The organism is Flavonifractor sp. An112 (genome assembly GCF_002161085.1).
Lineage (GTDB): Bacteria > Bacillota > Clostridia > Oscillospirales > Oscillospiraceae > Flavonifractor > Flavonifractor avicola.
On sequence record NZ_NFLU01000010.1, the window covers coordinates 16952 to 39087 of the forward strand.

19 protein-coding genes and 1 pseudogene are annotated in these 22136 nt (G+C 59.7%); 6 read left to right on the top strand and 14 right to left on the bottom strand.

The features are described 5' to 3' along the window. Window positions 1-54 precede the first annotated feature (54 nt). Window positions 55-732, top strand: coding sequence for a DUF2461 domain-containing protein (locus B5E56_RS09890; RefSeq protein WP_087389595.1), 678 nt, complete (start codon window positions 55-57; stop codon window positions 730-732). A gap of 78 nt (window positions 733-810) precedes the next feature. After that, window positions 811-1536, top strand: coding sequence for a polysaccharide deacetylase family protein (locus B5E56_RS09895; protein ID WP_242958899.1), 726 nt, complete (start codon window positions 811-813; stop codon window positions 1534-1536). 41 nt (window positions 1537-1577) lie between these two features. Here the strand turns inward: B5E56_RS09895 and B5E56_RS09900 are convergent, their stop codons facing one another. The 10 genes and pseudogenes from B5E56_RS09900 to B5E56_RS09945 form a co-directional block, all read right to left on the bottom strand. Next, the gene (locus B5E56_RS09900; RefSeq protein WP_087389601.1) at window positions 1578-2963 is read right to left on the bottom strand and encodes a sodium-dependent transporter; all 1386 of its coding nucleotides are present in this window, start codon (window positions 2961-2963) and stop codon (window positions 1578-1580) included. A 302-nt stretch (window positions 2964-3265) separates the two neighbouring features. Then, window positions 3266-3514 (bottom strand): DUF6514 family protein, encoded by a 249-nt coding sequence (locus B5E56_RS09905; RefSeq protein ID WP_087328954.1) that lies wholly within the window; start codon window positions 3512-3514, stop codon window positions 3266-3268. 105 nt (window positions 3515-3619) lie between these two features. Further along, window positions 3620-4489, bottom strand: a complete 870-nt coding sequence (locus B5E56_RS09910) for a DMT family transporter (RefSeq protein WP_206404969.1) — start codon at window positions 4487-4489, stop codon at window positions 3620-3622. Window positions 4490-4626: 137 nt separating this feature from the next. Next, window positions 4627-5730, bottom strand: a complete 1104-nt coding sequence (acrA, locus tag B5E56_RS09915) for an acryloyl-CoA reductase electron transfer subunit beta (protein WP_087339518.1) — start codon at window positions 5728-5730, stop codon at window positions 4627-4629. 19 nt (window positions 5731-5749) lie between these two features. After that, a complete protein-coding gene (gene acrB, locus B5E56_RS09920) occupies window positions 5750-6550 on the bottom strand; it encodes an acryloyl-CoA reductase electron transfer subunit gamma (RefSeq protein ID WP_087389605.1) in 801 nt (266 codons plus the stop codon). 24 nt (window positions 6551-6574) lie between these two features. Continuing rightward, window positions 6575-7735 (bottom strand): acyl-CoA dehydrogenase, encoded by a 1161-nt coding sequence (locus B5E56_RS09925; RefSeq protein WP_087272904.1) that lies wholly within the window; start codon window positions 7733-7735, stop codon window positions 6575-6577. Between the two features lie 95 nt (window positions 7736-7830). After that, the gene (locus tag B5E56_RS09930; RefSeq protein WP_087389608.1) at window positions 7831-8682 is read right to left on the bottom strand and encodes a 3-hydroxybutyryl-CoA dehydrogenase; all 852 of its coding nucleotides are present in this window, start codon (window positions 8680-8682) and stop codon (window positions 7831-7833) included. Window positions 8683-8947: 265 nt separating this feature from the next. Continuing rightward, window positions 8948-9724: an enoyl-CoA hydratase-related protein gene (locus tag B5E56_RS09935; protein ID WP_087389611.1), complete on the bottom strand. Its 777-nt coding sequence runs from the start codon at window positions 9722-9724 to the stop codon at window positions 8948-8950. 300 nt (window positions 9725-10024) lie between these two features. Further along, window positions 10025-10996, bottom strand: coding sequence for a choloylglycine hydrolase (gene bsh, locus B5E56_RS09940; RefSeq protein WP_087389614.1), 972 nt, complete (start codon window positions 10994-10996; stop codon window positions 10025-10027). Between the two features lie 133 nt (window positions 10997-11129). After that, window positions 11130-13436 (bottom strand): annotated as a pseudogene (locus B5E56_RS09945) (vitamin B12-dependent ribonucleotide reductase); the annotation flags it as partial. A gap of 214 nt (window positions 13437-13650) precedes the next feature. Here B5E56_RS09945 and B5E56_RS09950 point away from each other — a divergent pair. Further along, entirely contained in the window at window positions 13651-14568 is a 918-nt protein-coding gene (locus tag B5E56_RS09950) for a CPBP family intramembrane glutamic endopeptidase (protein WP_087389620.1), read from the top strand. A 1-nt stretch (window position 14569) separates the two neighbouring features. Here the strand turns inward: B5E56_RS09950 and B5E56_RS09955 are convergent, their stop codons facing one another. After that, window positions 14570-16099 (bottom strand): putative polysaccharide biosynthesis protein, encoded by a 1530-nt coding sequence (locus tag B5E56_RS09955; RefSeq protein WP_242958901.1) that lies wholly within the window; start codon window positions 16097-16099, stop codon window positions 14570-14572. Window positions 16100-16248: 149 nt separating this feature from the next. Between B5E56_RS09955 and B5E56_RS09960 the strand changes: the two genes are divergently transcribed. Continuing rightward, window positions 16249-16959, top strand: coding sequence for a DUF554 domain-containing protein (locus tag B5E56_RS09960; RefSeq protein ID WP_087389628.1), 711 nt, complete (start codon window positions 16249-16251; stop codon window positions 16957-16959). A 45-nt stretch (window positions 16960-17004) separates the two neighbouring features. Here B5E56_RS09960 and B5E56_RS09965 read toward each other — a convergent pair whose 3' ends face one another. The 3 genes from B5E56_RS09965 to B5E56_RS09975 form a co-directional block, all read right to left on the bottom strand. Next, on the bottom strand, window positions 17005-18033 hold the full coding sequence (locus B5E56_RS09965) for a glycosyltransferase family 2 protein (RefSeq protein ID WP_087187826.1): 1029 nt from the start codon (window positions 18031-18033) through the stop codon (window positions 17005-17007). A gap of 12 nt (window positions 18034-18045) precedes the next feature. Then, window positions 18046-19215, bottom strand: a complete 1170-nt coding sequence (glf, locus tag B5E56_RS09970; RefSeq protein WP_087389631.1) for a UDP-galactopyranose mutase — start codon at window positions 19213-19215, stop codon at window positions 18046-18048. Window positions 19216-19353: 138 nt separating this feature from the next. Beyond that, window positions 19354-19926, bottom strand: a complete 573-nt coding sequence (locus B5E56_RS09975; protein ID WP_087187824.1) for an inorganic diphosphatase — start codon at window positions 19924-19926, stop codon at window positions 19354-19356. Between the two features lie 360 nt (window positions 19927-20286). On the opposite strand from B5E56_RS09975, the gene B5E56_RS09980 reads away from it, so the two are divergent. Then, complete coding sequence (locus B5E56_RS09980) at window positions 20287-21177, top strand: phosphate ABC transporter substrate-binding protein (protein ID WP_087389634.1); 891 nt, start codon at window positions 20287-20289, stop codon at window positions 21175-21177. Window positions 21178-21263: 86 nt separating this feature from the next. Beyond that, window positions 21264-22130, top strand: a complete 867-nt coding sequence (gene pstC, locus B5E56_RS09985) for a phosphate ABC transporter permease subunit PstC (protein ID WP_087187822.1) — start codon at window positions 21264-21266, stop codon at window positions 22128-22130. Window positions 22131-22136 lie beyond the last annotated feature (6 nt).

Sequence of the window (22136 nt, forward strand, 5' to 3'; positions counted from 1 at the left end):
CCCGCCCGGCGGGGGGCCTTGCTTGCCCAAATACGAAATGAGAAAGGAATTACTATGTTTGAAGGATTTTCCGGGGCCACTGTGGACTTTATGTGGGGCATCCGCTTCAACAATGAAAAGTCCTGGTTTGAGGCCCATAAAGAGGAGTACCTCACCCACTTCCAGCGCCCTATGAAGGAGCTGGCCAACGAGGTATACGCCCGTTTTCTGGACAAGCACCCCGACCTGGATCTGGTGTGCAAGGTCTCCCGCATCTATCGGGACGCCCGGCGGCTCTTTGGCCGTGGCCCCTACAAGGACCACCTGTGGATGAGTTTGGTTCGTCCCCATGTGGAAGCCGGTTCCGAGCCGGTGTTCTGGTTTGAACTCGAGCCGGAGGGCTGGTCCTGCGGCATGGGGTTCTGGATGGCTCCCGCGGTAACCATGGCCAAATTCCGGGCCCGGATGGACCGGGACCCCAAGCCCATGGAGCAGCTGACCCGCCGTCTCAATAAACAGGACCAGTTTATCTTGGAAGGTATGGACTACAAACGGCCCAAGGCTGCACCCTCCCCCCTGCTGCAGCCCTGGTATGATAAAAAGAGCTTTGCCATCTCCCACAGCGCCCCCCATCAGGATCTGCTGTGGAGCCATGAACTGGCCGATGTGCTGGTGGACAGTTACGAATTCCTGCTGCCCTATTACCAGTACATTCTTTCCCTCAGCGGCGATCCCGATCCCCGCCAGGCCTGACTGACAGATTTTGTGTGAAAACTTCCCCGCCGCCCTGCACATACTATGCCACACAACGGCGAAACGGGGGCGAGGGGCGTGAGTCAGCTTCAAAAGCGGTGGATGGTGGTCATTCTGGCAGTTTCTATAGTCTGTCTGACCTTCTCCCTGGGTGTCCGGCAGAGTGTGCTGTCGGTTGACGCCCCCACCCAGCTGCCTCAGCAAAAACTCATCGCCCTTACCTTTGATGACGGCCCCCGCCGCTCCACCACCACCCGCCTGCTGGATGGTCTGGCGGAACGAGGCGTAAAGGCCACCTTTTTCCTCATCGGCCGCCAGATTGCTGACAACGCCGACGTGGTAGAACGGATGGACCGGGAGGGCCACCAGATTGGTATCCACACCTTTGACCATGTGCAGCTCACCGACTTGAACCAGACGGATTTTGACGCCCAGGTGGAGTCCACCCGCACCCTGCTGAAGGATCTGCTGGGCCACAACGACTTTCTCCTCCGCCCGCCCTACGGCAAGTGGGATGAGGGCGTAAAAAAGCGGGCGGGCTGTCCCATCATCCTGTGGTCCATTGATCCGGAGGACTGGGACGACAAAAACACCGACCGGGTGGTAAACATGGTGGTAAACCAGGCCCGGGACGGCGGCATTATCCTGCTCCACGACATCTATCCAGAGTCGGTGGATGCCGCGTTGCAGATTGTGGACAAGCTCCACGCCCAGGGCTACTATTTCTGCACCATTGACCAGCTCTTTGCCGCCCGGGGGCTCTCTCTGGACCCGGGTGAGGTATATTGGAATGCCTACCCATGAACCAAAAAGGACCTGCCTTACGGCAGGTCCTTTTTGCAGGTTTATGCAAATTTCTCAATGTAGCCCATGACAAAGATGATCAGTACGATGATGGGCACCACCACGGTGAAATACATCCGCAGCTTTGCGGGGAAGCGCACGCCCTTGCCCTGGTCGGCCTCGGCCAGGAAGCCGTCGAAGCCCCAGGCAATCTTCTTGGACAGGCAGCAGAACAGCAGATAGATCACGGAACCCAGGGGCAGCAGGTTGTTGCTCACCAGGAAGTCCTCAAAGTCCATGACGCCCATGCCCAGGATCTTGATACCGCTCCAGATGTTGTTGCCCAGCAGGCAGGGCAGGCTGAGCAGGAAGATAAGCACCAGGTTGATGGCCACCGCCTTACCACGGGACACCCCCCACTTGTCCATCCAGCAGGCCAGGATGTTCTCAAACACGGCGGTGATGGTGGACAGGGCGGCAAAGAACAGGAACACGAAGAACAGCGCGCCCCACAGCCGTCCGCCGGGCATGGCGTTGAACACATTGGGCAGGGTGATGAAGATCAGGTTGGAACCGGCGTCGGGATTGACACCGAAGGCGAAGGCAGAGGGAAAGATAATCAGGCCGGATACAAAGGCCACGCAGGTATCCAGGATGCCCACGCTGATGGTCTCGCCGAAGAGGCGGCGGTCTTTGCCGATGTAGCTGCCGAAGATGGCCATGGCGCCGATGCCCAGGCTCAGGGTAAAGAAGGCCTGTCCCATGGCGGCGTAGATGGCCTCGCCCAGCCGGAAGTTGCCGTTGGCATCGTACATCAGGTTGTCGAAATTAGGCACCAGATAGAACTCCAGGCCCTTGATGGCCCCGGGCAGGGTGATGGCCCGGATGGCCAGGATCACCAGCAGGCAGAGCAGGCAGAGCATCATAAACTTATTGGCCTTCTCCACGCCGTTGCGCAGGCCCCGGCTGCAGATCACCATACCAAGAACCACCACAATGGCCATGAAGAGCAGCTGGATTCCAGGCTGAGACACCATGGTACCGAAGCTCTGCTCCACACCAGACTTGTCCAGTCCCTCAAATTGACCGGCAGCGATCTTGAAGAAATACATCAGCAGCCAGCCGGCAATGGTGGTATAGAACATCATCAGCAGGTAGTTGCCCGCCATACCAAACCAGCCGTACCAGTGCCACTTGGTGCCCTTGGGCTCCAGTTCCTGGAAGGACACAATGATGCTTTTCCGGCTGGCCCGGCCCACGGCAAACTCCATTGCCATGATAGGCAGGCCCATGGCCACCAGAAATACCAGATAGATCAGCACAAAGGCGGCGCCGCCGTACTGCCCCACGATGTAGGGGAAACGCCAGACGTTGCCCAGGCCGATGGCGCACCCGGCAGAGATGAGCACAAAGCCCAGCCGGGACGCAAAGGTCTCTCTCTCTTTCACGATTTTTCCTCCTTGGCTTGGCCGCCTGACGGCGGCCTTCTGAGCCGATTCCGTTCAATATCCGGCCTCAGCCCCGCTGTTTTCCCGGGAGGAAAGGTCCTCCACAAAGAGAATTCCCGCGGCCCTCACCGCGGGAAACAAACTACTTTGCCGCCTAAACAGCAGTTTTTTGTCTTTTTTCCTCTCGAACGTCTGCCCAAGCGGAGCGCAAAGCAGTTGATTCAGCAGACAATATCATAGCCGATTTTACCGGCTCTGTCAATGCAAAGCGTTACATTGATCTGCATCATTATCCATTTTTCTTACAGCCAGTCCTCCACCACATCCCGCAGCGTCACCGGCGACACCTGATTGCGCCGGACCAGCTCGGCCAACTCATCAATACGCCCGACGCTCACCGTGATATTGGGCACCGCCTGACTGTCCCCATCCGGGCCGGTCACCTTGATGCCGTAGCTCTCGCAGCACAGCCCTCCTACTGCCATCTCATCCACCAGGATGGCATAGCGGTAACCGCAGCCCTCCGGACTCTCCAGCAGCAGCTCTCGCATGGCGTTCTCCCCCTTTGTACGATTCTATGACTCAATTATACATCTTTACCATAAATTGTAAAGTTTTACCGTTCGTATTCTTTCGTCATAAATCGCCATAGAGGATTAGGTTTCCTTCCGCTCCGCCCAGGTATAGAGGAGCACCGATCCCAGGATAATTCCTGCGCCCAGCAGCTGCATAGGGGCGGGGATCTCTCCAAACAGGGGGACGGCCAGCGCCCCGGAGAACACCGGCTCGCACAGCTTAGCAGCCGACACATAGGCAGGGGACAGATATTTCAGGCACCAGCTGAACAGGCTGTGTCCCATCAGGGTACACAGCACTGCCAGACCCAGACCGATGAGCCACTCTCGTCCCCCATAGCCCACCAGGGGGGTGCCGCTGGCCAGCGCCATGCCCAGCAGGGTCAGAAAGCAGGCCAGATAGGTCAAAAAGGTATATACTGTGGTAGAAAGGTATCCTCTCTGTATTCTTCCAATCAAAGTATACAGAGCGACAAAGAAAGCTGCCGACAATGCCAGGATATTTCCATACCACTCGCTGCCCTGTCCGCCTCCCGCCAGGGCCAGTATTGCGCTGCCGCCGAAGGCCAGCAGGATGGCGGCCACTCCCAGGGGCGGGATCTTACCTTTCAGAAAGAGTGCAAAGCCCAGGGCGGTGAAGATCACTTCCGTACTCACCAGCACGGTGGATACCGCCACACCGGTCCATTTCAGGGATTCAAACCAGGTGAGGAAGTGGAGGGCCAGACAAATTCCGCTGAGCGTACACAGCAGTACATCTCTCCCCCGCACCCGCTTGAGTTCCTGCCGGAACTTGGTCAATACCGCCGGCAGCAACAGCAGTACCGTCCAGCCCAGGCGGTAGACTGCGGTGATCACCGAAGGGGCCTGGGAGTAGCGCACCAGGATGGCAGAAATGGAGATGCCCACCACTCCCAGCAGCAAGATTCCTTTGGGATGTCGTTCCCACATTGTTTTCGCCCCCAATCTTTTCCCAGTATACTCCCTCCATCCCGTGGGTGCAATTCAAAACAGCAGAAGTCTACTCAATCGATGGCATAAAAAAGGACCTGTTGCAATTGCAACAGGTCCTTTTGATGTAAGCCTTCTTACTTGGCAGCCTTGGCAGCCCGGATGGCCTCGATGAGCATGGGAGTGACCTTGTACAGGTCGCCCACGATGCCGTAGGAAGCCACGTCGAAGATGGGGGCAGACTCGTTCTTGTTCACCGCGATGATGCACTCGGAGTCCTGCATACCAGCCAGGTGCTGGATAGCGCCGGAGATACCCAGAGCAACATAGATGCGGGGATGGACGGTCTTGCCGGTCTGGCCGACCTGGTGGTCAGCACCGATCCAGCCGGCGTCCACGCAGGCACGGGAGGAGCCCACAACGCCGCCCAGGACGGAAGCCAGCTCCTCAGCCAGCTTGATGCCGCCCTCAACGTCCTTGCTGATGCCGCGGCCTACGGAGACCACCACGTCAGCGCCGATCAGGTCGACCAGCTTCTTGGCAGCCTTCTTGACCTCCAGCACCTCAACATGGATGTCGGACTTGTCCAGCTTGACGTCCACGTTCTCGATGACGGTCTTGGCAGCGCCGGCCTCGTCGTAGGGCTGGGTCTGCATCACGCCGGGACGGACGGTGGACATCTGGGGACGGAAGCGGGGGCAGATGATGGTAGCCATCAGGTGACCGCCGAAAGCAGGACGGGTCATCTTCAGGTTGGTGTTCTCCTCGAACACGGTGTTGTCCACGTCAATGGTGGAGGTGGTCTTCAGGAACTCCTTGTACTTGGCCACGTCCACGTCGAGGTGGGTACAGTCGGCGGTCAGGCCGGTGTGCAGCCGGGCGGCGCAGCGGGGGCCCAGGTCACGGCCGATGTTGGTGGCGCCGATGAGGAAGATCTCGGGCTTCTTGTCCTCCACCAGGTCGCAGATGACCTTGGTGTAGGCGTCGGTGGTGTAAACGTCCAGCAGCTCGTGGTTGCAGTAGTACACCTTGTCGGCACCGTAGCCGCCCAGAGCCTTCAGATAATCCTCCTTGATGTCCTTGCCCAGGACCACGCCGCAGAGCTCCACGCCCAGATCGTTGGCCAGCTTGCGGCCCTCAGAGAGGAGCTGGTAGCTGGTGGACATGATGACGCCCTCGCGCTGCTCACAGAAAACCCATACGCCCTTGAAGGCGGCGGTATCGCTACTATTGAAAGCCATTCTATTGCTCTCCTTTCAATCAAATGATGTGCTTGTCGTTGAGGATGGAGACCAGCTTGTCCACGGTCGCCTTGTCGGCGCCCTCCATCATCATACCGGCGCCCTTCACCGGGGGGGAGAAGGATTTGTACACATTCGTGGGAGAGCCCTTCAGGCCGATGGTAGTAACATCAATCAGGGGATCGTCCTTCAGAGTCTCATAGTTGTAGACTTCCAGAGGCTTCTGGTAGCACTCCATGATGCCGCCGACGCTCATGTAACGGGCGTCGTTGAGCTCCTTCACGCAGGTCAGCAGGCAGGGGGTCTGGACCTTGATGGTCATGTAGCCGTCCTCCAGCAGACGCTTCACGGTGACAGCCTTGCCGTCCACGTTGATCTCGGCCACATAGGAGACCTGGGGCATACCCAGCTTCTCAGCGATCTGGGGACCGACCTGGGCGGTATCGCCGTCGATGGCCTGACGGCCGCAGAACACGATGTCGTCGTCGTCCACGCCGATCTTCTTGATGGCAGCAGCCAGGATCTGAGAAGTGGCGTAAGTATCGGAACCACCGAACTCACGGGCGGAGACCAGAACGGCCTCGTCGCAGCCCATGGCCAGCAGCTCGCGGAGCATACCCTCGGCGGGCGGGGGGCCCATGGAGACTACCACGACCTTGCAGCCGGTGGCGTCCTTGATGCGCAGAGCGGCCTCGACAGCGGCCAGGTCGTCGTGGTTGGTGATGGTAGCCATGGCGGCACGGTCCATGGTGCCGTCTTCCTTCACCGCCACCACACCGGAGGTATCCGGGACCTGCTTGACACAAACGATTGCTTTCATATCGTAACTTCCCTCCAGTTCCTATTAGTTCACGCCCAGGTTGGCAGAAATAACCATGCGCTGGACCTCGCTGGTGCCCTCGTAGATCTCGGTGATCTTGGCGTCGCGCATCATGCGCTCCACGGGGTACTCACGGGTGTAGCCATAGCCGCCGAACAGCTGCACGCAGCGGCGGGTCACGTCGCTGGCGGTCTCAGCGGCAACCAGCTTGGCCATGGCGGCGTCCATGGTGTAGGGCTCATGGTTCTGCTTCTTCATAGCGGCGGAGTAAACCAGCCACTTGGCAGCCTCAGTCTTGGCGTGCATATCAGCAAGCTGGAACTGAGTGTTCTGGAACTGGGAGATACGCTTACCGAACTGAACGCGCTCCTTGGTGTACTTGATGGTCTCCTCAATAGCGCCCTCAGCCAGGCCCAGCGCCTGGGAGGCGATGCCGATACGGCCGCCGTCCAGGGTCTTCATGGCGATGCCGAAGCCCTTCCCCTGCTTGCCCAGGAGACGGTCAGCGGGAATGGTGCAATCTTCCATAATCAGCTCGCAGGTGGAGGAGCCCTTGATGCCCATCTTCTTCTCGTGCTTGCCCACGGAGAAGCCGGGATCGGTGCGCTCCACGATGAAGGCGGAGATTTCCTTCTTCTTGCGGCCGCGCTTGTCAGTGGTGATGCCGGTGATGGCGAAAATCACGAACACGTTGGCGTAGCCGGCGTTGGTGATGAAGATCTTGGAGCCGTTGAGCACCCAGTTGCCGTTCTCGTCCTTCACGGCGGTGGTCTGCTGGCCCTGGGCGTCGGTGCCGGCGCCGGGCTCGGTCAGGCCGAAGGCGCCGATCCACTCGCCGGAGCACAGCTTGGGCAGATACTTCATCTTCTGCTCCTCGGTGCCGTTCTCATAGATGGGAGCGCAGCACAGAGAGGTGTGGGCGGAAATGATAACGCCGGTGGTACCACAGACCTTGCTCATCTCCTCGACGGCCATGACGTAGGACAGAACGTCCGCGCCGGCGCCGCCATACTCCTTGGGGAAATAGATGCCCATCATGCCCAGCTTGGCCATCTTCTTGACGGTCTCCTCGGGGAACGCCTCGTTCTCGTCCACCCACTCGGCCAGGGGCTTGACTTCGTTTTCGGCAAAGTCACGGTACATCTTGCGGAGCATTTCCTGCTCTTTGGAAAGGTGCAGATCCATTTGTTGCCTTCCTCCTAGATATGTATTTCAAAACGGCGGGCGGGAGTGTTTTGGGCTCCCGCCCGTCGCTTCGTGCGTGATAAAACGCAGGGATATTACTTCTTGCTGTAATCGTAGAAGCCGATGCCGGTCTTGCGGCCCAGCTTGCCGGCCCGGACCATCTTCCGCAGCAGCAGGGAGGCACGATACTTGGGATCGTGGGTCTCGTTGTACAGGGTGTCCATGATGGCCAGGCACACGTCCAGGCCCACCAGATCGCCCAGAGCCAAGGGGCCCATGGGGTGGTTGGCGCCCAGCTTCATGGCGGTGTCAACGCCCTCAACGGAAGCAACACCGGTGTACACCAGATCGATGCCCTCGTTGATCATGGGGATCAGGATCTTGTTGACCACGAAGCCGGGGGCCTCGTTGACCTCGACGGGCTCCTTACCGATCTCAACGGACAGGTCGCGGATGGTGTTGAAGGTCTCGTCGGAGGTGTGAGCGCCCCGGATGACCTCAACCAGCTTCATGACGGTAGCGGGGTTAAAGAAGTGCATACCGATGAACTTGTCGGCGCGCTTGGTAGCAGCGGCGATCGCGGTGATGGAGATAGAAGAGGTGTTGGAGGCCAGAATGGTCTCGGGCTTGCAGATGCTGTCCAGCTCGGCAAAGATGCTCTTCTTGATGTCCAGGTTCTCGATAGCGGCCTCAACAACCAGGTCAGCATCGGCAGCAGCCTTCAGATCGGTGGTGAAGGTCATGTGAGCCAGGATGTCGGCCTTCTTGGCCTCATCCATCTTGCCCTTGGCCACCAGCTTGTCCAGGCTCTTGTTCAGACGGCCCTCGGAAGCCTTGATGATGTCGTCGTTGATGTCGCGGACGGTAACATCAAAATCCTTCTTGGCGAAGACCTGAGCGATGTCCAGGCCCATAGTGCCGCCGCCGATGACAACAATCTTTTTCATGACAAAAAACCTCTTTTCAATCTGTTTTTAATTTTAAAGAAAGGATGTATCGAACTGAAACAGAGGATGCTTCCTTACTTGTTCTGGAAATGCTTCTCCACGGCGCGGGCGTTTCCTGCGGGAAACGCGGGTATTACGTCCGCGCCGTCCAGGGGGAACCAGTTCCCCCTAGATACGCGCCGCAAGCGGCGCGATACCCCCTCCGCTCTCCGAGGGGATTGGAGACGTAGGGGCCGATGCCCTCATCGGCCCACACACCGCCAGATCACTTATTCTGGAAGTGCTTCTCAGCGCGCTTCTCCAGGAAGGCGCCCATGCCCTCGTCCTTGTCGGCGGTGCCGCAGCAGACGCCGAAGGCCTCGGCCTCAAAGGCGGAGCCGGTGGCGATGTCGGTCTGCATACCCATGCGGATGCAGCGCTTGGACTCCTGCACGGCGATCTGAGCGTTGGCGCAGATGGCGTTGGCCAGCTCCATGGCCTTGTCCATCAGCTCCTCGGCGGGATAGACCTGGCTGACCAGGCCGATGGCCTTGGCCTCGTCGGCCTTGATGACCTTGGCGGTGAGGATCAGCTCCATAGCCTTGGAAACGCCCACGATGCGGGGCAGCCGCTGAGTGCCGGCGAAGCCGGGGGTGATGCCCAGGCCCACCTCGGGCTGACCAAACTTGGCCTTCTCACTGGCCAGGCGGATATCGCAGGCCATGCTCAGCTCGCAGCCGCCGCCCAGAGCGAACCCGTTGATGGCAGCGATGACCGGCTTGGCCATATTCTCCAGCTTCAGGAACACACCGCCGCCGTGCACGCCAAACTTCTTGCCGTCGATGGAAGAGAAGTTCTTCATCTCGCCGATGTCAGCGCCGGCCACGAAGGAACGGCCCGCGCCGGTGAGGATCATCACATAGATCTCATCGTCGGCAGCCACCTGATCGATGACCGCGTCCAGATCACTCAGAACCTGGCTGTTCAGCGCGTTCAGCGCCTCCTGCCGGTCAATGGTGACCACGCCCACGTGGCCCTGCTTTTCCAGCTTCACAAAACCCATTATGTTCTGCCTCCTTGTCCTGTAACCTATCTAGAATTGTTATATTTTTAACAAGTTCTTACCTAATAAGTATAACGCACCGCCGCCCAACAGGCAAGTAAAATGCAAGAGAAATTCGTTATTTTTTTATCAATGATTATAGCCAATATGCACAACTCGGTTTCAGAAAGCCGCCTTAACTCTCGGCCGAATTGGCAAACCACATGGTTTTTGGCCCGGTTTTCCCTTTTTTCGCCCTGTTGGCAAGGCACCGCATTTATGCAATATGTACAAGTGCCGGGGCGAACGCCCCGGCGGGGCTCACGGCACAAAGTGGATCTGCTGCTCCGTGACCAGAGGATGGCAGATCAGCGTTTCTCCCTCCCGCTTTGCCTCATCCATGGCGACAGCGGTAATCTGGCTGTTATCGTAGGTTTTATAATAATAGGTGCCCGTCCGGCCGTCGATGCAGCAGGAGTAATCCGTGAGGTCCCATTTCCCCTCCGGCGTCTGCACCGCCCCCCGGGGCATGGCCACCGCGTCCAGGATGTGAAAGACCTGGCTGACACTGGAGATCTCGTCCCGCTCACAGGCGCTGTTCCACTTAAGGAAGGCGGCCCGGACAAAGCGGGAGGCGGGTGACCAGTCTCCCGGCAGGCCCAACGTGCCCATTCCCTGACCAAAGGGACACAGCTCCACCCCACCGAAGCGGTTCTCCGGCTGGGCGGCGGACAGGCCCATATACTGGTTCAGGTTGGTCAGGTGGAAATCAAAGGTGGGGTTGTTGGTCAGCACTCCCACCGGGTCCTCAAACAGTTTCAGACCGTCGGCCATAGGCTCCGCCACCAGAGCCCGCTTTCCGTCGGCCAGGTGCCAATGGAGGGGGGCGTTTGGCATATTGGGGGCAAAGGGGGTATCCAAAATACGGACAGAGCGCAGCTTTTCCTCCGCCTGGTCCACGCTGTCGCAGCTGCCCAGCAGCCAGGGGATCAGCTCATAGGGGGCGGCGGGGGTACCGTCCTTCGAGCCGCAGGGATAACAGGCGTTACCCGGGAAGTTGAGGCCTGCCATATAGAGGCCCTTCTCGTTGACCCCCTCAGCATAGAGGGGGTAGTCCTCCGCCACTGTGGCCATACCGATGATGGCGTAGTGCCGCTCCAGGGTAGGCATGGCCTTGAATGTGAGGGGAAAGTTGCGGGGGGTAATGACCACCTGCTGGCCGAAGTGGTACTCCAGATCCAGGTTCCGGCCGAAGTAGGGGGCCGCGGTGGTAAAGGTCAAGCTGGTACACACGGTTGCTTCCTCCTGTCTTGAAATGGAACGCCCTGTCGGCGCTGCCCTTAGTGTAACAGTCCCACCCCCAGGCTATCCTGATCCTGTTGAAAAAGGGCCTGCCGCGGGGAAAACGCGACAGGCCCTTGCTTTTTTAGCCGCACTTGGAGTAGCCGCAGTCACGGCAGGTGACGCAGCCGCCTTCGTGCTCCAGCTTTGCTCCGCATTCGGGGCAGAACTTGGCCAGCTTGGCCTCGGCGGGAGTCATGCCCGGCCGGGGAATGGGCGCCGCTTTGGTGGTGGCGCTGATGGGGGCGGGAACAGTCTCGCGATTGCCCTGGGACACCTTGAGCACCTTCTCCAAGGATTTGGCAATGGCGTCGGGGCAGGAGGTCACCGGTACGCCGGACTGCCGCAGGCAGGAGGGGCAGCGGATACCCTTGAGCTGCTGGATGATCTCCTTGGGGTCCATGCCGGAACGGATGCCCACGCTGACCAGCCGGGCCGTAGCCTCGCTCTGGCTGGGGCAGCCGCCCGCTCGTCCGGTGTTGGTAAACACCTCACAGATGCCGTTCTCGTCGTAGTTGACGGTAATATAAAGGTTGCCGCAGCCGATGCGCACCTTCTCGGTGAAACCGGTGGTCACCGCCGGACGGGGCCGGGGCTGGATGTGACCGTAGGCCTCCTGAGGAATCTGGCACTCCTCGCACACCCGGCCAGTGGGGGCGGGGGCGGGCTCCTTGCCGTCGTTGACCTTGCCGATATTGAGCACCTGCTCGTTGCGGCTGCCGTCCCGGTAGATGGTGGTACCCTTGCAGCCCAAGGTGTAGGCCAGGCGGTAGACCTCGGCCACCTCGGCCTTGGTGGCGGAGTTGGGGAAGTTCACCGTCTTGCTGACGGCGTTGTCGGTGTACCGCTGGAAGGCGGCCTGCATCTTCACGTGCCAGATGGGGGACACGTCGTGGGCGCACACAAAGACCCGCTTGATGTCCTCGGGAATGCCGTCCACATGGGCCAGGGAGCCCTGCTCCACGATCTTGCGCATCAGCTTCTCGGAATAGATCCCCGCCTCCTCCAGCTTGTCCTTCAGGATCTGGTTGGTCTCGATGAGGTGGGTGTTGTCCATCACATTGCGGATATAGGCGTAGGCAAACACCGGCTCCACGCCGGAGGACACCCCGGCGATGATGGACAGGGTGCCGGTGGGGGCGATGGTGGTAACAGTGGCATTGCGGATGGGCTTGCCGTCCTTGTAGATACTCTGGTCAAAGAGGGGGAAGGCACCCCGGCTCTCGGCCAGCTTCTCGCTCTCCTGGTGGCCGATGGTGTTGATGGTGTCCATGATCTCCTGGGCCAGGGCCACACCCTCCTCGCTGTTGTAGGGCACACCCATATAGAGGAGCATATCGGCAAAGCCCATGACGCCCAAGCCGATCTTCCGGGTGGAACGGGTCATCTTGTCGATCTCGGGCAGGGGGTACTGGTTGACCTCAATGACGTTGTCCAGGAAGTGGACGGCGGCACGGATGGTCTTTTCCAGCTTGGCCCGGTCCAGCACCCAGCCCGCCACGGTCTTGGTGATGTGGTTGACCAGGTTGATAGAGCCCAGATTGCAGCTCTCATAGGGCAGCAGAGGCTGCTCACCGCAGGGGTTGGTGGACTCGATCTCGCCCTGGCTGGGCACCGCGTTGTCCCGGTTGAGCCGGTCCAGGAAGATGATGCCCGGCTCGCCGGTCTGCCAGGCGGAGGTGACGATGGTGTCAAAGACCTCCCGGGCCTTCAGCTGGCCCGCCACCCGGCCGGTGGCCGGGTCCACCAGATCGTACATCCCGTCCGCACTCACCGCCTCCATAAAGGCCTCGGTGATGCCCACGGAGATGTTGAAGTTGGTGATCTCGGAGGTATCGTTCTTGCAGGTAATAAAGTCCATAATATCGGGGTGATCCACCCGGAGGATGCCCATGTTAGCGCCCCGGCGGGTACCGCCCTGCTTCACCGCCTCGGTGGCGGCGTTAAACACCTTCATAAAGGAGATGGGGCCGCTGGCCACACCGCCGGTGGAGTTGACGGTGGAACCCTTGGGACGCAGCCGGGAGAAGGAAAATCCGGTGCCGCCGCCGCTCTTGTGGATGAGAGCTGCGTTCTTAATGGCGTCAAAGATGTCCTCCATGGAGTCGGCCACCGGCAGCACAAAGCAGGCGGACAGCTGCCCCAGAGGGCGGCCGGCGTTCATCAGGGTGGGGGAGTTGGGCAGGAAGTCCAGATTGGTCATCATCTCATAGAATTCCGCCGCCGTGGCCACCACATCGGCCTTGGGGTCAAAATGGCGGTCGCCTTCGGCTACCGCGTTGGCCACACGACGGAACAGGCCATCCACCGTCTCGGTGGGATTCCCCTGCTCATCCCGGGCCAGATAACGCCGCTCCAGTACAGCCTTGGCGTTTTCAGAAATGGGCATATCGTATCTCTCCTCTGAGTTAGTATCTTATGTGAGCACAAGATATTGTATCATAGAAAAGCGCCATGTCAATATGTCCGATTTCTTGCCCTTTTCACCCGTTCTTGCTATAATGGAGCCCGGAAGCCCTTGTGCCTGAAGCAGGTGCGAATTTCGGGCCGTGCTTTGCCGGTCCGGCTGGGCTCAATTTGGATTTATTTTTGTGCGAGGTGACGGAATGGATCTCCATCAACCGGACCGGGCCCAACTGCTGCGCCCCCACTGTCAATGGTTCTCCCGGCTGGGATGGGCCCTGTTTGCCCAGATGGCCGCCATGCTGGCGGTCCAGCTGTTGGTGGCCGGCATCGTCCCCAGCGTTTTGAATCACCCCATCTCCCGCTGGTGCCTCTCCGTGGGCTCAGCCTACGGCGCGGGTGTGCCCGCCTTCTGCCTGGTGCTGCGCAGCGTGCCCGCCCCGGGCCCCTCCGCACGCCGCCCCATGGGGCCGCTGAACCTGGGCAAAGCCCTGGTGACCACCCTTGGTCTGGTCTATTTGTCCAATCTGCTCACCCTGCTTCTCACCCAACTGATTGGGATTCTCCGGGGCCAGGCAGTCACCAATCCGGTGGACAGTCTGGCCGGCTACCCTACGGTACTGAACCTCCTGCTGGGCTGCGTCATTGCGCCCCTGTCAGAGGAATATCTCTTCCGCTATTTGCTGCTGAACCGACTGCGGCCTTATGGGGATAAATTTGCCATCCTGGCCTCCGCCCTGTGCTTCGGCCTGTTTCACGGCAATCTGAATCAGCTGTTCTATGCCTTTGCCGTGGGGGCTCTCTTTGCCTATGTGGTGCTCCGGACCGGCTGCCTGTGGCAGTCCATCCTGCTCCACGCCCTGATTAACTTTACCTCGGTGGGTCTGGTACCCCTGCTGGAGCTGCTGGGCCAGACCGGAGAACTGCTGACCTCCCTGCTGGTGCTGGGGTCCATCGTGGTCGGCATGACCTTTCTGGTCACCAGTTGGCGGGATATCAAACTGGAACCCGGCCTGGTCCCCTTCTCCGAGGGCATGAAATGGCGGCTCTTCTTTGAAAATCCCGGCGTCATCGCCTTCTGTCTGCTGGCGCTCATCCTGATGGCCAGCTATGTTCTGTAACCTACCTCAAGCGGAAAAGGCGATTCAGCCGCACCCCCTGGGCCTGGAGGGCCGCCAGGTAGAGCACCACACCGAAGAGGGTGCAGGCCCCCACCGCCGTCCACTCCCCTACTCCGCTGTCCAGCAGCACCTGAAAGAGCAGGTTGCCGGTGAGGCCCGTCAGCAGGGCCGCCAGGCCGGGGGCTATCCCCCAGTCAAAGAGCCGCAGCTTCAGCCCGGTGACTCGCCGCACCTGGAACCAGTTCAGGAACGCCCCCAGGGCGGAGGAGGCCACCACACCCACCCAGTAGCCGCCGATCCCCACACCGGGGAGTCCCAATAACAGATAGGTGCAGCCCAGCTGCAGCCCGCCGGACAGAATGGAACTGCGGGCTGCAGCTTTTTGTCTGCCCAGGCCGTTGAGGGCGCATCCCAGCACTGCCTGCCAACAGGACAGCAGCACCCCTACCGACAGAGGGAGCAGATACCGACCTACCCCCTCCTCCCGAAAGAGCAGCTGACCCAGGGTAGGGCCCACCACTACCAGCAGAGCCATAGCAGGAAACATAAGCACCGAGGTGGCCAGCATAGACCGGTCGATCCGCCGCCGGATCAGCGGGGTGTTGCCCAGTGCTGCCCCCTGGGCCAGCTTGGGCATAAGGACCAGCCCCAGGGCGCCGATGAAAGCGGTGGGCAGGCAGAGCATAGGCATGGTCATGCCGCACAGCACACCGAACTCCTCCATGGCCCGGCTCACCTCCGCCCCGGCGGCCACCAGCCGCTGGGGGATGAGCACCGCGTTGGCCGAGCCCATCAGGTTGCCCAGCAGACTGGTAAACCCCACCGGCAGGGCGATGGCCAGGATCTGCCGGTTCATCCGCCGGGAGGCCCCCGGCTCTCCCAGCTTCTCCCCTGCCAGCCTGCGGCGGGCCAGCAGCATCAGCGTGATGGAGGAAAAGAGTTCGCACACGATCATGCCCACCACGATAATAGCCACGGTCCGCTCCGGATTCTGGGGCAGGAAGAGCACCAGCAGCCCGAGAACCGCCGCCGCCCGGATGACCTGCTCGCACAGCTCCACCGCCGCCGGAGGCCGGATGGCGCCGGTACCATAGAAGAAGTGTTTATGGAGGTTTTCCACACCGGTAAGCAGAATACAGGGCAGCAGCAGCAAAAGCCCCATCTGGGTGCGGGCATCCCCCAGCAGGTACACCGAAATGGGGTCATACAGCAGGGCAGTGACCGTGGCCAGCACTCCAAACAGTCCCAGAAAGCACAGCAGGCACCGGCGGAGCACCTGGGCCGCCGCTCCCCGCTGCCCCCGGGCGTAGTATCCGGCGGACAGGTTGGATACCGCCGCCGTCAGCCCCACCGCCGTCAGAGAGAGCAGCACGGAATAGACCGGCATAATGAGCTGGTAGAGGCCCATGATCTCCGCCCCGATGAGGCGGGAGAGTAAGATCCGGTAGACAAAGCCCAAAAACTGCCCGGCAATGCCGGTACCGGTGAGCAGCAGGGTGCCGTAGAGCATGGATGTCCGGTCGAGCTTCAATGGGCCCTCCCCCTTTCAATGGTCCACTTCCACTCTATTCCGCAGGGTCGTCCGGCATACATCCAGAAACCTTTTGACAAATGACGGCAAAGGTTTTATCATAGAACCGTATATTTTAGTGAATTGCAGTATAAAAGTGAGGAATTCCTATGATCGCCACCGTCATCAATGTGGTCCTGATCCTGCTGGGCAGCTGTCTGGGCCTTCTGTTCAAAAACCGCATCAGCCCCCGCTTTGCCTCGGGCATCACCTTTGCCCTGGGCCTGTGCGTGCTGGGTATCGGCACTACCAGTATGATTGGCACAGCCGACACTTTATGTGTCATCGTATGTATGGTAATCGGTACCCTGTTGGGAGAGCTCATCAACATTGAGAAACGTATGGACTCGGTGGGAGACGTGCTTCGCCGCAAACTGATCCGCGGAGAGAGCAACAGTCGCTTTGTGGAAGCCTTTGTAAACTGCTCTGTCCTGTACTGCGTGGGGGCAATGGCCATCAATGGCGCCATGGAGGCCGGGATGAACGGCAATTATGATATCATCATCTCCAAGGCGGTGATCGACGGGGTCAGTTCCATTACCTTTGCAGCCGCCATGGGCATCGGGGTGGCCTTCGCTGCCCTGCCCACCTTCCTCTACCAGGGTGCGCTCACTATTATTTTCAGCATCGTGGGACAAGGGATAGACCCGGCCATTGTCACCGAGATGAGCGCCGTGGGCGGCACCATCATCGTGGGTATCGGCGTGAATATGCTGGGTCTGCCCAAAGAAAAACTGCGGGTCGGCAATATGCTGCCCGCCATCTTCCTGCCCCTGGCCTACATTCCCATCCGGGACTGGCTCATGGCAACGCTGGGTTAAACGGTATAAAAAAACAGGACGCATAATGCGTCCTGTTTTTTATGCTCAGTTGAACTTATAGATCTTGCGGGCCAGCCGGTACAGCTTCACCGACAGTTTCCGGCCCTGATAGCCGGGGATATTGCCTACAAAGGAGAGGGAGCGGTACTTGTACTTGTGGTAGAGCCCCACATCCTTATGCCGCAGGTACTCCCACAGCTCAGTCTTTTTGCCCAGGGCCTCAGGAGAGCCGTCCAGAATGAGGAAGATGGAGGAGATAGTCATCATCATGGACAGGTAGCTGCTCATATACCGGGCCAGTCGGGGCTGCTGAGCGTGGAGTTTGCGGAGATCGTGGCTGTCGATCATGATCTTGTTGACCCGCAGCTGCTGGTCAACCCTGCCCACCATCACCTGCTCGTTGACGCTCTGGTCAGCCCGGCCGATGAAGTAGCGGTACAGATCAATGTCCATATAATAGATCCGCTTCACATAGGGCAGAGGCTGGTAGACAAAGATGTTGTCCACATAGAAGGTATGCTTGGGCAGCTCCAGGCCGCAGTCCCGCAACAGCTGGGTGCGGTAGATCACGCTGTGCATCAGCAGGAACTGGGAGGGGCGGAACCGGCCCACCTTGCTCCAAGAAAAGATCTTGTTCTGGGGGAACACATTGGTGTACCGGACCACCTTCTGGGTGTTGTCCTCCACGTGCTCGTAGACGTAGTTGGCCACGAACATATCCACCGGCTTCTCCATTTTGGCAAACTTCCGCAGTTTCTCCAGAGCCTTCTGGAGGGCGGCCTCATCCAGCCAGTCGTCGGAATCCACCACCTTGAAATAAAAACCGGTGGCGTTTCGGATGCCCTGGTTGACGCCCTCACCGTGGCCGCCGTTCTCCTGGTGGATGGCCTTGACGATGTTGGGATACTGGGCAGCGTAGCGGTCGCAGATGGCGGGGGTATCGTCCTTGGTGGAGCCGTCGTCCACCAGGATAATCTCAACGTCCTCCCCGCCGGTAAGCAGGGTCTCCACACAGTGCTCCATGTAGGCCGCGGAGTTGTAACAGGGCACCGCGAAAGTAATGAGCTTTGACATATGTACCTTTCCTCACTTCAACAGATCATCACACAGCGCCAGAGCCCGGGCGGCGATGGCATCCATGTTGTAATACTTGTATTCCGCCAGCCGGCCCAGCAGGTGGAACCGGGGGAAGCGGTCGGCCTCCGCCTTGTACTTGGCGTAGAGGGCGTTGTTGGTCTCATTGATAATGGCGTAGTAGGGAATCTCTCCCTCCGCCCCGGTGTAGGCGCTGGAGTACTCCTTCATAATGGTGGTCACTCCGGGCAGATCCTGGCCGGTGAGATACTTGAACTCGGTGATACGGGTATAGTCCTGGTCCACGGTGTAGTTCACCGTGCCGTGGCTCTGCCAGTAATCCACCGGGTGGGTCTCAAACTGGAAGGTCAGGGTGCGGTAGGGCAGCCGGCCGTACTTGCAACCGAACAGCTCGTCCGCCGCGCCGGTATAGATCACCGTACCGTCGAAGGGCTCCCCGTCCAACAGCACCGCTCCGTCGGCCAGGGTCAGGCGTTCCCCGGCGTCAACATTCAGCTCCACGGTGATGTCCGGATGGTCCAGCATCCGCTCGAACATGGGGGTATAGCCCTCCTTGGGCATCCCCTGATGAGTGTCCTGGAAGTAGCGGCAGTCCTCGGACAGGAACACCGGCACCCGGGCGGTGGTGTTGGGGTCGATGTCCTCCGGGCGCTGTCCCCACTGCTTCATGGTGTAGTGGACAAAGACGTGCTCGTACACATAATCGGCCAGAGCGGCGATCTCGGGATCGGGATTCTGCCGCAGCTCCAGAATGGTGACCTTCTTCTCTGCGCCGTAGGCAGCGATGAGCCGCTTGGCCAGGCTGTCGGCCTTCTCCGCTCCGAAGGCCGCCCGCATGGACACCAGATTGAATGGCACCGGCATTTCCATCCGGCCCTCTTCCGCCGGAATGTTGGCCACCACCTGATGCTGATAGTTCAGCCAGGGGGTGAAGCGGGACAGATAGTCAAAGACCCGCTTATCGTTGGTGTGAAAGATATGGGGACCGTACCGGTGGATGAGCACACCGGCCTGGTCAAAGCAGTCGTAGGCGTTGCCGCCCACATGGTCCCGGCGCTCCAGCACCAGCACCTTTTTCCCGCCCCGCTCGGCCAGCTCCCGGGCGCAGATAGCACCCGCCATACCGGCGCCGATGACCAGGCAGTCAAATGGATGACCCATGGTATCCGTCCTCTCTCATTGGAATGATCGCAGCGATTGGATGCGGCCATATGCCCAGTCCAGGCATATAACGGATTCATTTTAACACAGAATCAAAGAAATGGGGGAAAAGAATCCATTAAGTTTTCCTTAACGGTGTTATCGGTCCGAAGCCCGGTGATCCACCCGGGGGGCGGCTCCGCCCAGGAAGCACTCGGCATAGTGATCCATGGCCCGCTGGATGACCTGAATGGCGGCCTGCCGGTCGTTCACGTCGCCGGCCACGGCCTCCTTGCCCTCCAGAGCCTTGTAGACCGTGAAGAAGTGGGCCATCTCATCAAAGATGTGGCCGGGCAGATCCATCAGATCCTGATAGGTATTATAGGTAGGATCGGAGAAGGGGATGGCAATGATCTTTTCGTCGTTCTTGCCGCCGTCCAGCATGGAGATATACCCCACCGGATAGCAGCGCACCAGAGTCAGGGGGTCCATGGCCTCGGAGCAGAGCACCAGCACGTCCAGGGGGTCGCCGTCATCGCCGTAGGTCCGGGGAATGAACCCGTAGTTGGCGGGATAGTGGGTAGAGGTGTGGAGCACCCGGTCCAGAATGATGAGACCAGTCTCCTTGTCCAGCTCATACTTCTTCTTGCTGCCCTTGGGGATCTCGATGACCGCCACAAAGTCCTCAGGCTGGATGCGGCTGGGGCTGATATCATGCCAAATATTAGACATCTCTGTATCTCCTTTTATTTTATGATCTGCTTATGTCCGTTCTGGATCGTCAGACGGACACAGAATAAGCTGATTCAGTAATCATTATTATATCTTTCCTCCCGAAAGAATACAATACCTTGCCCCGTTCATTTTTCCACGTTTTGTCTTTTTCTGCCCACTGCTCCAAATTGGCCGGTATTCCTTTTGTAAAATGGGACATCCTACAATGTAAAGTCCGGAAACCACTGGGAGAGAGCAGCTTTACTCATTCTTTACAATTCGTTGAAGGACAACTTTACAATGGGCCGTTATACTGTAGCTTGTTCCGAGACACCAAAAGACACCAAGAATACATTGCATGATTGGAGATTGAACACCATGAAAAAGAGAACTCTTGCGCTGATGCTTTCCGCCGCTCTGTGCGTGGGTATGCTGGCCGGCTGCGGCGGCGGCGATGCCGGCAGCGCCAACACCCCCGCCGGCAACACCAACAGCCCCGCTGTGACTGAGTCCGAGACTCCCGACAACACCACCGAGCTGACCGGCACCGTGGTTACCAACGGCTCCACCTCCATGGAGAGCGTGATGGGCTCCCTGACCGAGGCCTTCCGTGAGGTCCAGCCCGGCATCCAGGTTCAGTACACCGGTTCCGGTTCCGGCGCCGGCATCACCTCCGCTCAGGACGGCACCGCCGACATCGGTCTGGCCAGCCGCGACCTGAAGGATGATGAGACCGGCGTGAAGGCCATCACCGTGGCTAAGGACGGCATCGCCATCATCATCAACCCCGAGAACCCCGTGGCTGACCTGAGCGTGGAGCAGATCGCTCAGCTGGCTACCGGCGAGATCACCAACTGGTCTGAGGTTGGCGGCAACGACGCTCAGGTCGTGTTCATCGGCCGTGAGGCCGGCTCCGGCACCCGCGACGGCTTCGAGTCCATCACCGGCACCGAGGACGCCTGCAAGTACCAGAATGAGCTGACCTCCACCGGCGAAGTGATCGCCAACGTGGCTTCCAACCCCAACGCCATCGGCTACGCCTCCCTGTCCGCTGTGGATGACACCGTGAAGGCCATCACCGTGGGCGGTGTGGCTGCCACCGAGGAGACCGTTCTGGACGGCACCTACGCCATTCAGCGTAACTTCAACTTCATCGTCAGCGACAGCACCGAGCTCTCCGACGCGGCTCAGGCCTTCATCGAGTGGGCTACCTCCGCTGATGCCGCCGATCTGATCGCCGGCGCCGGCGCGGTGCCCGTGGCCGAGTAAATCCATCCGCCGTTCCGATTGCCCCCTCGGTCACGAGGGGGCAATCTCCATGATTTCAACTTTTTACGAAAGGCCGGTCATCAACCATGAAACAAAAGCTCCGACCGTTGGAAGTGACCATGAACCTGCTGTTCTTCCTGTGCGGTTTCATCGCGGTCGTCTTCGTCCTGTTCATCAGCATCTACCTGATCATCTCCGGCCTGCCCGCCATCAAGGAGATCGGGCTGGTGGAATTTCTGTTCGGGACCAAGTGGGCCTCCACCGCAGCAGAGCCTTCCTTCGGTATCCTTCCCTTTATTCTGACCTCCATCTACGGCACCGCCGGCGCCATTGTGCTGGGCGTTCCGGTGGGCTTTATGACGGCGGTATTTCTGGCCAAGATCGCCCCGCCCAGAGTCGCCTCCGCCGTGCGCACCGCCGTGGACCTGCTGGCAGGCATCCCCTCGGTGGTCTACGGCCTCATCGGCATGATGGTGCTGGTCCCCGCCGTCCGGGAGCTGTTCAACCTGCCTGACGGCGCCAGCCTGTTCTGCGCCATCATCGTGCTGGCCGTCATGATCCTGCCCTCCATCATCTCCGTGTCCGAGACCGCCCTGAAGGCGGTCCCCAAGGAGTATGAGGAGGCCTCCCTGGCCCTGGGGGCCACCCACATCGAGACGGTCTTCCGGGTGAGCGTTCCCGCCGCCTCCAGCGGTATCGCCGCCTCCATTGTGCTGGGCATCGGCCGTGCCATCGGCGAGGCCATGGCCGTCATCATGGTGGCGGGCAACGTGGCCAATATGCCCTCCCTCTTCTCCTCCGTCCGCTTCCTGACCACCGCTGTAGCCAGCGAAATGTCCTACGCCTCCGGCCTCCAGCGTCAGGCCCTGTTTTCCATCGCGCTGGTGCTCTTCCTCTTTATCATGCTTATCAATGTGATCCTCAATACGCTTCTCAAACGGAAGAAGGGGTGATATACT

Excerpts from the sequence above, each read along its gene's own strand:
- B5E56_RS09890 (WP_087389595.1), top strand. The coding sequence starts at position 55 with ATGTTTGAAGGATTTTCCGGGGCCACTGTGGACTTTATGTGGGGCATC.
- B5E56_RS09905 (WP_087328954.1), bottom strand. The coding sequence starts at position 3,514 with ATGCGAGAGCTGCTGCTGGAGAGTCCGGAGGGCTGCGGTTACCGCTAT.
- B5E56_RS09910 (WP_206404969.1), bottom strand. The coding sequence starts at position 4,489 with ATGTGGGAACGACATCCCAAAGGAATCTTGCTGCTGGGAGTGGTGGGC.
- acrA (WP_087339518.1), bottom strand. The coding sequence starts at position 5,730 with ATGGCTTTCAATAGTAGCGATACCGCCGCCTTCAAGGGCGTATGGGTT.
- acrB (WP_087389605.1), bottom strand. The coding sequence starts at position 6,550 with ATGAAAGCAATCGTTTGTGTCAAGCAGGTCCCGGATACCTCCGGTGTG.
- B5E56_RS09925 (WP_087272904.1), bottom strand. The coding sequence starts at position 7,735 with ATGGATCTGCACCTTTCCAAAGAGCAGGAAATGCTCCGCAAGATGTAC.
- B5E56_RS09930 (WP_087389608.1), bottom strand. The coding sequence starts at position 8,682 with ATGAAAAAGATTGTTGTCATCGGCGGCGGCACTATGGGCCTGGACATC.
- B5E56_RS09935 (WP_087389611.1), bottom strand. The coding sequence starts at position 9,724 with ATGGGTTTTGTGAAGCTGGAAAAGCAGGGCCACGTGGGCGTGGTCACC.
- B5E56_RS09950 (WP_087389620.1), top strand. The coding sequence starts at position 13,651 with ATGGATCTCCATCAACCGGACCGGGCCCAACTGCTGCGCCCCCACTGT.
- B5E56_RS09960 (WP_087389628.1), top strand. The coding sequence starts at position 16,249 with ATGATCGCCACCGTCATCAATGTGGTCCTGATCCTGCTGGGCAGCTGT.
- B5E56_RS09965 (WP_087187826.1), bottom strand. The coding sequence starts at position 18,033 with ATGTCAAAGCTCATTACTTTCGCGGTGCCCTGTTACAACTCCGCGGCC.
- glf (WP_087389631.1), bottom strand. The coding sequence starts at position 19,215 with ATGGGTCATCCATTTGACTGCCTGGTCATCGGCGCCGGTATGGCGGGT.
- B5E56_RS09975 (WP_087187824.1), bottom strand. The coding sequence starts at position 19,926 with ATGTCTAATATTTGGCATGATATCAGCCCCAGCCGCATCCAGCCTGAG.
- B5E56_RS09980 (WP_087389634.1), top strand. The coding sequence starts at position 20,287 with ATGAAAAAGAGAACTCTTGCGCTGATGCTTTCCGCCGCTCTGTGCGTG.
- pstC (WP_087187822.1), top strand. The coding sequence starts at position 21,264 with ATGAAACAAAAGCTCCGACCGTTGGAAGTGACCATGAACCTGCTGTTC.